Consider the following 14,684-nt stretch of genomic DNA (forward strand, 5'->3'; position numbering starts at 1 on the left):
CCACCGTTCGGGTGGCGGGCCTTTCGTTTTCCGACCTATCTTCGAGCAGCCTTGCAAGCTAAGTTACCCACGAGTAACATTGCCATCAATGCCAACCGGATGTCCGCAGCGCGGGCTCCGGCGCCATGTCTCAACGAGGAGTTAATACATGAGTCCAGCACGCAGCGCCCAGAGGAACATCCGCGACGTCGTTTTCGTCGACGGAGTCCGCACCCCCTTCGGCAAGGCCGGGGACAAGGGCATCTATGCAGGAACCCGCGCCGATGACCTCGTGGTGAAATGCATCCGTGAACTGATGCGGCGCAATCCGTCGTTGCCCGCCGACCGTGTGGACGAGGTCGCCATAGCGGCAACCACCCAGACCGGGGACCAGGGACTTACCATCGGCCGCACTGCCGCCCTGCTGGCCGGACTCCCCCGCACAGTTCCCGGTTTTGCGATCGACCGCATGTGCGCGGGAGCCATGACAGCAGTCACGACGACGGCGAGTGGCATCGGCTTCGGTGCCTACGACGTCGTCATCGCAGGCGGCGTAGAACACATGGGAAACCACCCCATGGGGGCTGGGGCAGACCCCAATCCGCGGTTCATGTCCGAACGCCTCGTGGACCCGGCGGCCCTGAACATGGGAAACACTGCCGAGAACCTGCACGACCGCTTCCCCGCCATTACCAAGGAGCGGACCGACGCCTACGCCGCCGGATCCCAGGCGAAGCTCGCAGCCGCCTACTCCAACGGCCAAATCCAGCACGACCTGGTACCCGTCGCAACCATGAAACCCGGACAGGGCTGGGCCCTCCACACCACCGACGAGCCCCCGCGCCCCGGGACCACGGTTGAGGACCTTGCAGGGCTCCGCACACCATTCCGCGCGCATGGGCGGGTCACCGCAGGCAACGCCGCAGGGCTCAACGACGGCGCCACGGCCGCGGTGCTCGCCTCGGCCGATGCGGCCGAAGAACTGGGGCTCCCGGTCAAGATGCGCCTCGTCTCCTACGCCTTTGCCGGCGTCGAGCCTGAAGTCATGGGCATCGGCCCGGTTCCCGCAACGGAGAAAGCACTCCGGAACGCCGGCCTCGGCATCGAAGACATCGGATTGTTCGAAATCAACGAAGCGTTCGCCGTCCAGGTCCTGAGTTTCCTTGACCACTTCGGCATTGCCGACGACGATCCCCGGGTCAACCGCTACGGTGGCGCGATCGCCGTCGGCCATCCGCTGGCTTCCTCGGGCGTTCGGTTAATGAACCAGCTCGCACGCCAGTTCGAGGAAGACCCGTCGGTCCGCTACGGCATCACCACCATGTGCATCGGACTGGGCATGGGTGCCACCGTGATTTGGGAAAACCCGCACCACGCCGAGTACGAATCTTTTGCCACCGACCAGGCCACCACTGCCACCACCGAAGGAGCCGCAGCATGAGCGCCGCCGAATTCCAGAAGCTCGCCGCCCTCTTCCCCGACGAAGTCGTCACACATTCCTACGTCCAGGACATCGACCTCCCGGGCGGCGTGGGAACGTTCGCCCTGATCACCTTGGACAACGGGTTGGACCACTCCAAGCCCACCACTTTGGGCCCCAACACACTGGTTGAGCTCGGCGGCGTCCTGGACGGCCTCAAGGATCGGGCATCCAAGGGCGAAATCGTGGGCGTGGGCGTAACCGGCAAGCCATACTTCCTGGTGGCAGGTGCGGACCTTTCAGCTGTGAAGACGCTTAAGGAGCGCGAGCATGGACTATGGATGGCCCAGCTCGGCCACGCCGTCTACTCCACCCTCGCCGACCTCGGCGTTCCAAGCTTCGCCTTCATCAACGGCCTCGCCTTGGGCGGCGGGCTCGAGATCGCACTGCAGTCCACCTACCGCACAGTCTCCACCGGCGCTGGCGCCCTTGCCCTTCCTGAGGCCTTCATCGGACTGGTCCCCGGCTGGGGCGGCGTGTACATCCTCCCGCGCCTCATCGGTCCGGAGAACGCCGTCAAGGTGATGATCGAGAACCCCCTGAGCAACAACAAGACGCTCACCGGACCTCAGGCCTTCGAGCTCGGAGTTGCCGACGCTATCTTCGAACCTGCCGACTTCGTTGAACAGTCGCTGGCATGGGCGGCGCGCGTTATCTCCGGCGAGGTCACGCCTGAGCGGAAAAACTCGGTGGACGCCACCGAAGAAAGCGTTGCCACCCGGTGGGCGGCGTCGGTCGCAGCAGGACGTGCCTTCGTCGAGGCGAAGACCTCCAATGCCTCCCCCGCGCCGGCCAAGGTCCTGGACGTCATGGAAGCCAACCGCACCATGACGCAGGCCGAGTCCGCCGCACTCGAATGTGAGACACTCGCCGGACTCATGCAGACCGACGAGTTCCGTTCCACGGTGTACGCGTTCCTGGATCTGGTGCAGAAGCGCTCCAAGCGTCCTGCCGGTGCCCCGGACCGTAAGCTGGCCCGTCCTGTGACCAAGATCGGCGTGGTCGGTGCCGGACTGATGGCCAGCCAACTCGCATTGCTCTTCGCCCGGCAGCTCAAGGTGCCCGTGGTGATGACCGACATCGACCAGACCCGCGTGGACAAGGGCGTGGCGTACGTCCACGCCGAGGTCGACAAGATGCTGGCCAAGAAGCGCATCAAGCCCGACGCCGCCAACAGGACCAAGGCACTGGTGACCGGCTCCGTTTCCAAGGAAGCCTTCACCGACGCCGACTTCGTCATTGAAGCCGTTTTCGAAGAACTCCACATCAAGAAGCAGGTCTTCGCCGAGGTGGAGGAGATCGTCTCCCCCGAGTGCATCCTCGCCACGAACACGTCTTCTCTGTCCGTGACCGCCATGGCCGAAGACCTGAAGCACCCTGAGCGCCTGGTGGGCTTCCACTTCTTCAACCCCGTAGCCGTGATGCCGCTCCTGGAGATCGTGCGGGCACCCAAGACCGACGACGCCGTCCTGGCCACTGCTTTCGAACTCGCCAAGGGGCTGAAGAAGACCGCTGTCCTGGTCAAGGATGCTGCCGCTTTCGTGGTGAACCGGATCCTCCTGCGCCTCATGGGCGAGGTCATCGCGGCGTTCGACGAAGGAACCCCGGCAGAGGTGGCCGACACGGCGCTGCGGCCGATGGGCCTGCCCATGTCACCGTTCACCCTGAGCGCCATGGTGGGCCTGCCAGTGGCCCAGCACGTCCAGGAGTCCCTGCATGCCGCCTTCGGCGACCGTTTCCCCGTATCGCAGAACCTGCAGAAGCTCATCGACAACGGCGTGAAGTCCCTGTGGGTCACTGGCCCCGATGGAACCCCCTCCATCCCAGCCGAGACCCTCGCAATCATGTCCTTTGGAAACACCCCGTCCACGGGTGAAGAAGTCCTGCGACGTACCCAGGACGCCTTGGCCGAAGAGATCGGGCTCATGCTGGCAGAAGGTGTCGTCGCTGGCCCCGAGGACATTGACCTCTGCGTGATCATGGGCGCAGGTTGGCCGATGTTCCTGGGCGGGATCACCCCGTACCTGGACCGCGTTGGCGCCTCGGAGCGAGTCAACGGCAAGCGCTTCCTTGCTCCGGGAGTTGCTTCAGCCCCCGCCTAACCCCCGGCCCGGCTCTCTTCCCTCCCGCGGCTTGGACCAGAACGCTCTCTCAGATCCCGCCGCTTAAAACAGAACGCTCTCTCACTAAGGTGAGGGAGCGTTCTGCTTTTAGGGCTGTTTTGTGAGCGAGGGATGCAATATAGCGGGCAGGACGTGAGCGAGGGCTAGAAGAGGGCGACCTTCGGGGCCTTCGGGAAGATGTCGTCCAGTTCGGTCCGGTCTTCCTGAGTGGGGACCCAGCGTACGGCTTCGGCGTTCTGGCGGATCTGCTCGGGACGCGTGGCCCCGGCGATGACGCTGCTGACACCAGGCTGGGCGGCCAGCCAGGAGAATGCGAGCTGAAGTTCGGTGATGTCCCGCTCCTTGGCGAACTGGCCGAAGCGACCCAGCTGCTCCCAGTCCGCGTCGTGGACCAGATTGGTGCGGGTATGGCTCAGCCGCGAGCCTTCGGGTGCCTTCCCCGCCGAGTACTTTCCGGTGAGCAGCCCGTTGGCCAACGGGAAGTACGGCAGGACACCCAGGGAGAAAGCTCCGGCCGCGGGGAGGACTTCGAGCTCGGCACGCCGGTCCAGCAGGTTGTAGTGGTTCTGCGTGGAAATGAAGCGGGTTCCGCCGGCTTGGCGGGCAACATACTCTGCCTGGGCGATCTGCCAGCCGGCAAAGTTGGAATGGCCGATGTAACGGACCTTGCCGCTGGAAACCAGGTCATCCAAAGCAGCCAAGGTTTCGTCGATGGGGGTCCGGGGGTCCGGGGTGTGGAACTGGTAGAGGTCGATCCAATCCGTGCCCAGCCGGCGAAGCGATGCCTCGGCGGCCTTCACGATGTACCGGCGCGAACCGCGGGCGCCAAAATCGTTGCCGTTGGCTCCGCCCATGTCCATGCCGAACTTGGTGCCGATTACGACGTCGTCGCGGCGGCCCTTCAAAGCCCTGCCCAGCATGGCCTCGCTCAGTCCGGGCTCACGGCCGTACACGTCGGCAACATCGAAGAACGTCACCCCGGCGTCCAGGGCAGCATGGACGACCGTGTCCGTGCCTTCCTGCGTTTCCGTAGGTGTGTTGGCACGGCCCAGGTTGTTACACCCCAGCCCAACTACTGACACGGTCAATCCGGAATGGCCAAGGCGTCGGTATTCAGTCATGGGTTCAGCCTATATCGGTGATCCAAGCAGCTAGTAACCCCAGGCAACAAACACCCTGCCCCTTAGCTCCGGCCGTACGTGATTCCCGATTCCTCCATGGCGTCCTCGAGCTGGGCAATGGCCACGGGTCCCATTCCATGGAGTTTGGTGGCTTTCAACTCGCCGAATTCGGCCAGCTGCTCCAGTGTCTCGATCCCCTCGTGAGCCAGCGCACGTTTGGCCGGCGCCGCAAGGCCTTTGGGCAAGGGGGTATGGCCGGGCCAATTGCTTTTGGACGACATGGAGTGATCCCTTCTGGGCGCAATGGTGCTTACTTAGAGAGTAAAGCCCACACCTTGCTTCGGCGAGTGCTTAATCTTGAAAGCGCTCGGGTCACTGTGCGGGGCAGCAGCGATGGTGAGCTTGGTGAAGTCCAGGTCTTCACCGCGGACACAGATCTTGATGGCGTTCACGGCTTTGTTGACGTCCGGGCAGAGGCAGAAGATGTTCAGCCGGGAGTTGCCGATTTCCGAACGGTCCACCACACCAAGGCCCCGCCACGCCAGTTCGGCCGTCAGCGCAGTCTTGGCCTTGCGTTCGAGGTGGCGGTCCCGCTCGGTACCCTCCTTGGTCTTGAGGGCCAGCTGTGCCACCACCCAGAACTGTTCGGATTCGGGAATTTCCGCATAGCCGTCTTCTTCGCATTGCGCGGCAAAGGCCGCCATGAGACCTTCCACGGAGGAATCGTCGTCGACGGCGGTTTCATCGGTGCTGCTCTGGTGGCCGACCACTCCGTGATTGATGACGAATTGCTGGTCCTCGTCGTCGTACCAGGCTTCCCGGAAGTGAAGAACCCCGTCGTCGTCGCGCTTGTACGCGCGGATAATGCCGCTCATGCTCGTCCTTTCCTGAACCACTCTGCGCTGGTGCTGCCGGCACCGGCCATGTCGAAGGGGGCTTCCATTTGTTGTACTGCCTGGAAAAGGGCAGCGCACTCCGCCCGCATAGCCGCAACCGTGGTTTCCGGGTACGCCATGTCGGTCCGATGCTGTTCGAATTCGTCTTCGTCATCCACGAAAACGCCGTGCTTTGTGGAGCGGATGACGTCCAGGTCCATGTCGATCATATGAAACTCGGTCACGCCCGGTTTCAGTTGATTCCAGCCATGGGCAGTGGCGAGGTCCACGTAGATCCGGAAATCGCCAGGGTAGCTGTCGTCATAGAAGGTCGCCACGTACTCCCCCGTGCGGGGGATGAGCAGGACAGCGTCCGACGCCGTATAGAAGGCCGCGCCCGGACGGGAACAGAATTCCCCAGCCCCTTGGAAGACCCACCAGCCGTGGATGTCCTCGCCCAGGTAGGTTCCCGGGACCACCCAGTGGGCCTTGCCGTTCCATTTCCGGTTCCTCGACACCACGAGGTCGCCGGGCTGCAGTGAGCCCGGCCCGCGGTCCCCACTCACAGGGTGGGCATACTTCCGGTGGTGGGGTGCTCCTGGCCCGGCAACGGCCTGGCAAACGGGACCTTTGTCCCCAAAACCTGGGCTACGACGTCGTGGGTTATCTTCTGCGCAGTGAGTCCCACCCGCTCCAGGACCTGGCTCCGCGATCCATGCACCAGGAACTCGACAGGAAGCCCAACCTCGTTGAGGGCGGTATCCACGCCCGCGGCGCGCATTTCCTGGCGGATCCGGGAACCAACACCCCCGGCCCGTACGCCGTCTTCGATGCAGATGACCAGTCGGTGGCGGGCGGCCAAGGCAATGATGGACTTACGGACGGGCAGGACCCACCGGGGGTCGACCACCGTGGAACTGATACCTTGGGCTCCCAGGCGATCGGCGACGTCGAGAGCGATTTCCGACATGGCGCCAACGCTGACGATCAGGACGTCGTTCTCGGTTGAACCCTCGGGTCGTCGGGCCAGGACGTCCACGCCGTCATGCAGGCGCTCAATGGCCTCGACTTCAGAACCGACGCTGCCCTTGGAGAAACGGACCACGGTGGGCGCGTCGTTTATGGCCACGGCTTCGCGGAGTTCCTCACGGAGCCGGGAAGCGTCGCGCGGAGCAGCCAAGTGAAGTCCGGGCACTATCTGGACCATTGCCATATCCCACATGCCGTGATGGCTGGGGCCGTCCGGACCGGTGACCCCGGCCCGGTCCAGGACGATGGTGACGCCGGCTTTGTGCAGCGCCACGTCCATGAGGAGCTGGTCGAAGGCCCGGTTGAGGAAGGTGGCGTACACCGCCACGACGGGGTGGAGACCGCCAAAGGCCATGCCGGCGGCGGAAGTCAGTGCGTGCTGCTCCGCGATGCCGACGTCGATGACGCGTTCAGGGTGGCGCTCAGCGAACTTGTGCAGCCCCACCGGAATGAGCATGGCACCGGTGATTCCCACGATGTCGGGGCGTTCGTCGGCAATGTCCGCGATCTCCTCAGCGAACACCGACGTCCAGGACCTGGCACCGGGCATCTCAGTGGATTCGCCCGTTTCGGGGTCGATGATGCCCACCGCGTGGAATTGGTCAGCCTCGTTGGCGAGGGCCGGCGCGTAGCCGTGGCCCTTCTCCGTCATGGCGTGCACGATCACAGGACCACCGTAAGCCTTCGCCGTGCTGAGCGCGTGTTCCATGGCCTGGAGGTTGTGCCCGTCGACAGGACCGATGTATTTCATGCCCAGGTCTTCGAACATGCCTTGGGGGGCCCACCAGTCCTTGATGCCCTTTTTCATTGCATGCAGGCTCTTGTAGGTGAACTGGCCGGCTGGGCCGCCGTTCTGCAGCCTCTTCTTCCACCAATCGAGCATGCCCTCATAAGCCGGGGCTGTCCGCAGCGAATCGATGGTGGGGCGCAGGGACGCCAGGTAATCGGCAAAGCCACCGACAGTGGGGGCGTAGGAACGTCCGTTGTCGTTGACAACGATGACGACCCGACGCCGCTTGTCCGCGGCGATGTTGTTGATGGCTTCCCACGTCATGCCGCCGGTCAACGCGCCGTCACCGACCACCGCGACGACGAACCGGTCACCTTCGCCGGTCAGTTGGCGGGCGCGCGAAATACCATCAGCCCACGACAGAGACGAGGAAGCGTGCGAGCTCTCCACGATGTCGTGTTCGGATTCGGCGCGTTCCGGATAGCCCGAGAGTCCGCCTTGCTGGCGGAGCGTGCTGAAGTCCTGCCGGCCGGTGAGGAGCTTGTGCACATAGGACTGGTGACCGGTGTCAAAAACAATGCTGTCCCGCGGGGACTCAAAGATCCTGTGGATAGCGAGCGTCAGTTCCACAACGCCCAGGTTGGGTCCCAGGTGTCCACCTGTGGCGGCTACGTTGGTGATCAGGAATGCCCTGATTTCTCCGGCCAGTTGTTCCAGCTCGGTGCCGGACAGTTTGGCCAGGTCCTGTGGATCCTTGACGGCTTCCAAAAGTCCCAACGGCCCTCCTTAGGGTGTATGACGTGCTTGTTAACTTTAGCGCGTGCCCGGCTTCCGCGCGTTTCACGCGCAGGCGGCTCGCGGACAGGTGTGTTCCGGACGCCAACAGCCCCGGCTGGTCAGGCGACCGGCCGGGGCTGTCTGGCACTCGGAATCAGCTGGAAACCAGCGTGTTCCTTATGCGGAGATCTGGCGGAGGACGTACTGCAGGATGCCTCCGTTGCGGTAGTAGTCCGCTTCGCCCGGGGTATCGATACGCAGTACGGCATCGAAGGACTTGGCGGAACCATCTTCAGCCGTGGCCGTCACCTTGAGCGTCTTCGGCGTGGTGCCGTTGTTCAGCTCGGTGACGCCCTCGACGGAGAACCTTTCCGTACCGGTCAGGCCCAGCGTTGCTGCCGACTCGCCAGCGGGGAACTGGAGCGGGAGGACACCCATGCCGATCAGGTTGGAACGGTGGATGCGCTCGTAGCTTTCGGCGATGACAGCCTTGACACCCAGGAGCGCGGTACCCTTGGCTGCCCAGTCGCGGGACGAACCGGAGCCATATTCCTTACCTGCCAGCACTACCAGCGGAATGCCGGCTGCCTGGTAGTTCTGGGCTGCGTCGTAGACGTAGGCCTGCGGTGCGCCTTCCTGGCTGAAGTCGCGGGTGAAGCCACCCTCAACACCGTCCAGGAGCTGGTTCTTGATGCGGATGTTGGCGAACGTACCGCGGATCATGACCTCGTGGTTGCCACGGCGTGAGCCGTAGGAATTGAAGTCCTTGCGCTCCACGCCGTTGGCGAGCAGGTACTGACCAGCCGGGGTGTCCGACTTGAAGGAACCTGCCGGGGAGATGTGGTCCGTGGTGACGGAGTCGCCAAGCTTCAGGAGCACGCGGGCGCCCGAGATGTCCTGGACGGGATCCGGCTGAGCCTTCATGCCCTCGAAGTATGGGGGCTTCCGAACGTACGTGGAATCCTCGGCCCAGGCGAAGGTGTCACCGGCAGGGGTGTCCAGTGCCTTCCAACGGTCGTCGCCGTCGAAGACGCCTTCGTAACCCTTGGCGAACATGGCCTCGTCGATGGAGGAGTCGATGACTTCCTGCACCTCGGTGGGGTTCGGCCAGATGTCCTTGAGGAAGACCTCGTTGCCCTCGGAGTCGGTACCCAGGGAATCGGTGTCGAAGTCGAAGTCCATGGAACCGGCCAGGGCGTAGGCGATGACCAGCGGCGGCGAAGCCAGGTAGTTCATCTTTACGTCCGGGTTGATACGGCCTTCGAAGTTGCGGTTGCCCGAGAGCACTGCCGTAACGGAGAGGTCGTTGGCCTGGATGGCTTCGGAGATTTCCGGCTCCAACGGCCCGGAGTTACCGATGCAGGTGGCGCAGCCATAACCAACGATGTAGAAGCCGAGCTTCTCCAGGTACGGCGTGAGGCCGGACTTCTCGTAGTAGTCCGTGACGACCTTCGAGCCCGGGGCAACGGAGGTCTTTACCCACGGCTTGGACGTCAGGCCCTTGTCCACGGCGTTGCGGGCCAGGAGGGCAGCCGCAAGCATGACGGAAGGGTTGGACGTGTTGGTGCAGGATGTGATCGAAGCGATCGACACCGCACCGTGGTCCAGTTCGAACTCGCGGCCGTCTGCGGTGGTGACCTTGACGGGTGAGGACGGACGGCCATGCGCACCATTGGCTGCCGACGCTACGCGCGCCGTCTCCGTGGTGTGCGAATCGGCGTGCGTAAACGACGGTGCGTCCGATGCCGGGAAGGACTCGTCCAAGGACTCGTCAACACTGCCGTCCTCGATGGCGACGTAGTTGTGGATGTCCTTGCGGAACTGTTCCTTGGCATCCGTAAGCTCGATGCGGTCCTGGGGACGCTTGGGGCCCGAGATGGACGGAACCACGGTGGACAGGTCCAGTTCCAGGAACTCGGAGAAACGGAGTTCGCGGGAAGGATCGTGCCAGAGGCCCTGTTCCTTGGCGTATGCCTCCACGAGGGCGACGTTCTCTTCTGAGCGGCCGGTCAGGCGCAGGTAGTCCAGAGTGACGTCGTCGATCGGGAACATGGCAGCCGTGGAACCGAATTCCGGGCTCATGTTGCCAATGGTGGCGCGGTTGGCCAGCGGCACAGCTGCGACGCCTTCGCCGTAGAACTCGACGAACTTGCCCACGACGCCGTGCTTGCGCAGCATTTCGGTGATGGTCAGGACGACGTCAGTAGCCGTGGCGCCTGCGGGGATGCTGCCGTTGAGCTTGAAGCCTACAACGCGGGGAATCAGCATGGAGACGGGCTGGCCGAGCATCGCTGCCTCGGCTTCGATGCCGCCAACGCCCCAGCCCAGGATGCCCAGGCCGTTGACCATGGTGGTGTGCGAGTCCGTACCGACGCAGGTGTCGGGGTAGGCGCGGAGGACTCCGTCGACCTCACGGGTCATGACGGTGCGTGCCAAGTACTCGATGTTGACCTGGTGGACGATGCCGGTTCCAGGGGGAACGACCTTGAAGTCGTTGAACGCGGTCTGGCCCCAGCGAAGGAACTGGTAGCGCTCACCATTGCGCTGGTATTCGATCTCCATGTTGCGCTCCAGTGCGCCGGAGTTACCGAAGGCGTCGATCTGGACGGAGTGGTCGATGACCATTTCTGCGGGCGCCAGCGGGTTGACGCGCTTCGGATCCCCACCGAGCTCCTTGACGGCTTCGCGCATGGTGGCGAGGTCGACGATGCAGGGAACACCGGTGAAGTCCTGCATGATGACTCGTGCCGGGGTGAACTGGATTTCCGTGTCGGGCTCCGCATTGGGATCCCAACCGGCCAGGGCGCGGACATGGTCGGCCGTAATGTTGGCCCCATCCTCAGTCCGCAGGAGGTTTTCAAGCAATACCTTAAGGCTGAACGGAAGGCTGTCAGCGCCCTCTACGGAGTTCAACCGGAAAATTTCATAATCGGTGCCGGCTACATTCAGTACGCCTTTGGAACCGAAGCTGTCCACAGTGCTCATGGCAGGACTCCTCTCGCAACAGTTTCATCTTTGTCGCGTGGTTGGCCGCTAGCCAGTTAGGCGGACCTTACTTAGCCGGGCGGCATCATTGTTGGTCATCCCGGTCCGCCGCCGTGTTTCCAGCGGAGCGGGACTACTATGCCCATCGTAGTGGCATAAATCCCGGGAGGAGCAGGTGCCCGGACAAAGCCGGTTCCGCCCGCGCTGATCCAGCAGGCGGGCGGCATCCGGGCTTACTGTGCAGGAACGATAAGTCCCACGGTCTCCAGGTGGTGGGTGTTGGGATAGAGGTCAAAGGCCCGCAACGACTCGAGCCGCCACCCACCTTGCTGGAAGTAACCCAGATCACGCGCAAAGGAGGCTGGATCGCAGGACACATAGGCGATCGCACGGGGTCCGGAGGCCATGAGTTGCTTGACCACGGCTTTGCCGGCTCCGGCGCGGGGCGGATCCAGCACCAGGGAATCGAAACTGCGTGGACGCTGGTGCAGCACCCGCTCTACCCGCCCCTGGACGATCTCCACCTGCGGTTGGCCATGCAGGTTCTTTCGGGCGTCGCGGCTTGTTCCGGGCGATCCTTCCACCGAGAGTACCGATCCGGTGACCCCGACGGCGTCGGCCAGCGGGGCGGTAAACAGCCCTGCACCGGCATAGAGGTCTGCAACGGTGGAGCCAGGTTGCAGGTATCCTCCGCCGGAGAGGAAGTCCGTCACAGCACCTACCAGGGTCTCCGGAGCGTCCTTGTGGATCTGCCAGAAACCCTCGCCGGATACCCGGTACTCGTGACCTGCCGCGCTTTCCTGCACCCACGTCCGCCCCCGCAACTGCAGGACATCGCCCTTGCCGGGATCGAAACTGGCGACCGAGACGTCGTGGGGCAACTGCGAAATGATGCTGTGCAGCCGCTTGGGACCAGTTCCCTCCTCCGGGGCAAGGAGGATCAGGGGCCGCGACCCGTTGGCAGGCACCGCGACTTCGACGCGGGCGATGCCTGACAAGTCCACATCCCACAGCCGGAGTTCGTTGATTCCGTGAAGAGCCAGCGGCATCTCCTTGACGGGGACCACCACATCGGAGCGGTGCGCATGCATGCCCAACCGTCCTTTGGAGGTCACCGCAAAGCCGGCGCGCGTACGCCAGCCGAGTCCGCCGTCGTCGTTCCGGCCGACCGCCTCCACCTCGGTGGTGATGTCCATACCGGCCAGCCGCTTGAGCTGTTCGGCCAGCACCTCCGATTTAAGTGCGCGCTGCCGCGGAAGCGAGATATGGCCCAGTTCGGCGCCACCCACGGGAGGACCGCCCCGCCGCCAGGAACCCAGGGAATCGGCCGGCTTCCAGAAGTGCGGAACGCGGTCCGGCGAAGCCTCCAGGACCTCGACGACGTCGGCGCGCCAGAAGCGCGACGAGTCGCCGGAGTCGGTCAGCCGGATCCGGACTTTCTCGCCGGGGATCCCGTGGCGGACAAAGATGACACGACCTTCGTGGCGCGCAATGAAGTGGCCGCCGTGGGCGATGGGGCCCACGTCCACCACGAGTTCAGGTCCGGGCCCTGCCTGTTCCTTGCTGTCCTGGTCATGGGGGGAATTGCTGTGGGACGTCATTTAGGTATCCTGCAGTGCCTTTGCTTCTTCGGACGACTTCAGCTGCCACGGAACGCTGGCAACCATGACTCCAGGTTCAAAGTGGAGCCGCGTCTTGATTCTGAGTGCTGTCTGGTTATGGACCAGTTGTTCCCACCATTTACCCACGACGTACTCCGGGATGTAGACCACGATCAGGTCCCGGGGCGAATCGCGGCGCATGTTCTTGATGTAGTCCATGATGGGGGTCACGGTTTCACGGTAGGGGCTCGCGAGAACGGTCAGTGGAACCGGAATTTCAAGCTTCTCCCAGTCCCGGACCGTGTGTTCCGTCTCCTCGGAGTTGATGTCAACGGTGATGGCGTCCAGGCGCGATGGCCGTGACGCGCGGGCGTACGCCAATGCACGCAGCACCGGCTTGCGCACATGCGAGACGAGGAGGACAGCGTGCACCCTGGTGGGAAGCGCCCGTGGTGAGGAGTCTTCGTCCACCGCGAGTTCCTTGGCCACATTGTCGTAGTGGGCCCTGATGCTCCACATGATCAGGAACAGGATGAACATGGCGAGCAGCGCGATCCAGGCGCCCTGTTCGAATTTGGTGATCAGGACGATCACCAGCACCAAACCCGTCATGCCGAAGCCCACCATGTTAATGGTGCGGGACTTGATGATGCGGCGGCGGATGGCCTTGTCGCGGGCAAGTTTGAGCTCGCGCCCCCAGTGCCGGATCATGCCAAGCTGGCTGGCAGTGAAGGAGATGAAGACCCCGACGATATACAGCTGGATCAGCTTGGTGACATCTGCGTTGAAGGAAAGAATCAGCACCAGCGCTCCGGCAGCCAGGGCCAGGACACCGTTGCTGAACGCGAGCCTGTCGCCGCGGGTCCGGAGTTGGCGGGGAAGATAGCCATCCTGCGCCAGGATGGAGCCAAGTACAGGAAAGCCGTTGAACGCCGTGTTGGAGGCGAAAACCAGGATCACGCCGGTGGCAGCAACCACGATGTAGAACGGAATGGAGCCGGCACCAAAAATGGTGTCCGCGATCTGGCTGATGGCAGGATTCTGGATGTATCCCTCCGGCAGCGGCTTGCCATCAAACAGGAACTCGGTGGCGGGGTCCAACACAATGTGGACCTTGGTGGCGTTGGCCAGGAAAAGGATGCCGGCAAGCATCGCCGCCGCGATGGCACCGAGCAGCAGCAAGGTAGTGGCTGCGTTCTTGCTCTTGGGCTTCTGGAAGTTGGGCACGCCGTTGCTGATGGCCTCGACGCCGGTCAAGGCTGCGGCGCCCGAGGAAAACGCCCTCAGCAGGAGGAAGGCTCCGGCCAGGCCCACCAGGCCTTCGTCAAAGCCGGATTGCGGGACGATGGTGAAGTTCGCTGACTGCGCTTCTCCCAACTGCCCTGTAGCAAACTGGAAAATGCCCACGGCTGTCATGCCCAGGATTGAGGCCATGAAGATATAGGTGGGGACGGCGAAAACCGAGCCGGCTTCCTTGATTCCCCGCAGGTTGACCAACGCCAGGATGACCACGCCCACGGTCGCGATGAGGGCTTGCTGGCCGTGCAACGAGGGGATGGCGGTGGTGACATAGGCGGCGGCGGATGACATGGACACCGCCACAGTCAGGACATAGTCCACCAGCAGCGCCGAAGCCACCGTCAGTCCCGCATACTTGCCAAGGTTGACGTTGGCGATTTCGTAGTCGCCGCCACCTGAAGGGTAGGCGTGGACATTTTGGCGGTAGGACGCCACCACTGTGAGCAAAACCACCATGACGGCGAGGCCCACCAGCGGGGAAAACGCTACTGCGCTGACCCCGGCAAGGGCCAGCGTCAGCAGGATTTCATCCGGGGCGTAAGCCACCGAGGACAAGGCGTCCGAGGCGAAGATCGGCAAAGCAATGCGTTTGGGCAACAAGGTGTGGGACAGTCGATCGTTCCGGACCGGCCTGCCCACCAACACCCGCTTCGCGGCATTCAAAATTGTCAGCACTCCGCAAAGC

The 14,684-nt window shown here is 63.4% G+C and carries 10 protein-coding genes; 2 read left to right on the plus strand and 8 right to left on the minus strand.

The features are described from left to right. Positions 1–148: 148 nt before the first annotated feature. Both NEK97_RS02960 and NEK97_RS02965 read left to right on the plus strand, forming a co-directional pair. Positions 149–1,420: an acetyl-CoA C-acyltransferase gene (locus tag NEK97_RS02960; protein ID WP_257368365.1), complete on the plus strand. Its 1,272-nt coding sequence runs from the start codon at positions 149–151 to the stop codon at positions 1,418–1,420. After that, positions 1,417–3,561, plus strand: a complete 2,145-nt coding sequence (locus NEK97_RS02965) for a 3-hydroxyacyl-CoA dehydrogenase NAD-binding domain-containing protein (protein ID WP_257368366.1) — start codon at positions 1,417–1,419, stop codon at positions 3,559–3,561. Before NEK97_RS02960 ends, NEK97_RS02965 begins: the two co-directional genes overlap by 4 nt. Positions 3,562–3,725: 164 nt before the next feature. On the opposite strand, the gene NEK97_RS02970 is transcribed toward NEK97_RS02965, so the two are convergent. From NEK97_RS02970 to NEK97_RS03005, 8 genes are all read right to left on the minus strand, one after another. Then, on the minus strand, positions 3,726–4,703 hold the full coding sequence (locus tag NEK97_RS02970; RefSeq protein WP_257368367.1) for an aldo/keto reductase: 978 nt from the start codon (positions 4,701–4,703) through the stop codon (positions 3,726–3,728). Between the two features lie 62 nt (positions 4,704–4,765). Further along, positions 4,766–4,984: a hypothetical protein gene (locus tag NEK97_RS02975; protein ID WP_211714092.1), complete on the minus strand. Its 219-nt coding sequence runs from the start codon at positions 4,982–4,984 to the stop codon at positions 4,766–4,768. A 33-nt stretch (positions 4,985–5,017) separates the two neighbouring features. Further along, on the minus strand, positions 5,018–5,578 hold the full coding sequence (locus NEK97_RS02980; protein WP_257368368.1) for a hypothetical protein: 561 nt from the start codon (positions 5,576–5,578) through the stop codon (positions 5,018–5,020). Further along, positions 5,575–6,144 carry a DUF402 domain-containing protein gene (locus tag NEK97_RS02985; protein WP_235520504.1) on the minus strand — a complete coding sequence of 190 codons (570 nt, stop codon included), beginning with the start codon at positions 6,142–6,144 and terminating at the stop codon, positions 5,575–5,577. The genes NEK97_RS02980 and NEK97_RS02985 overlap by 4 nt, the downstream gene beginning before the upstream one ends. Next, the gene (gene dxs / locus NEK97_RS02990; RefSeq protein WP_257368369.1) at positions 6,141–8,114 is read right to left on the minus strand and encodes a 1-deoxy-D-xylulose-5-phosphate synthase; all 1,974 of its coding nucleotides are present in this window, start codon (positions 8,112–8,114) and stop codon (positions 6,141–6,143) included. The genes NEK97_RS02985 and dxs overlap by 4 nt, the downstream gene beginning before the upstream one ends. Before the next feature lie 177 nt (positions 8,115–8,291). Further along, positions 8,292–11,099, minus strand: coding sequence for an aconitate hydratase AcnA (gene acnA, locus NEK97_RS02995; RefSeq protein ID WP_257368371.1), 2,808 nt, complete (start codon positions 11,097–11,099; stop codon positions 8,292–8,294). A 233-nt stretch (positions 11,100–11,332) separates the two neighbouring features. Further along, a complete protein-coding gene (locus tag NEK97_RS03000) occupies positions 11,333–12,700 on the minus strand; it encodes a class I SAM-dependent RNA methyltransferase (protein WP_257368372.1) in 1,368 nt (455 codons plus the stop codon). Then, positions 12,701–14,674: an APC family permease gene (locus tag NEK97_RS03005; protein ID WP_257368374.1), complete on the minus strand. Its 1,974-nt coding sequence runs from the start codon at positions 14,672–14,674 to the stop codon at positions 12,701–12,703. Between the last annotated feature and the right edge of the window lie 10 nt (positions 14,675–14,684).

Source organism: Paenarthrobacter sp. UW852 (genome assembly GCF_024608385.1).
Classification (GTDB): Bacteria; Actinomycetota; Actinomycetes; order Actinomycetales; family Micrococcaceae; genus Arthrobacter.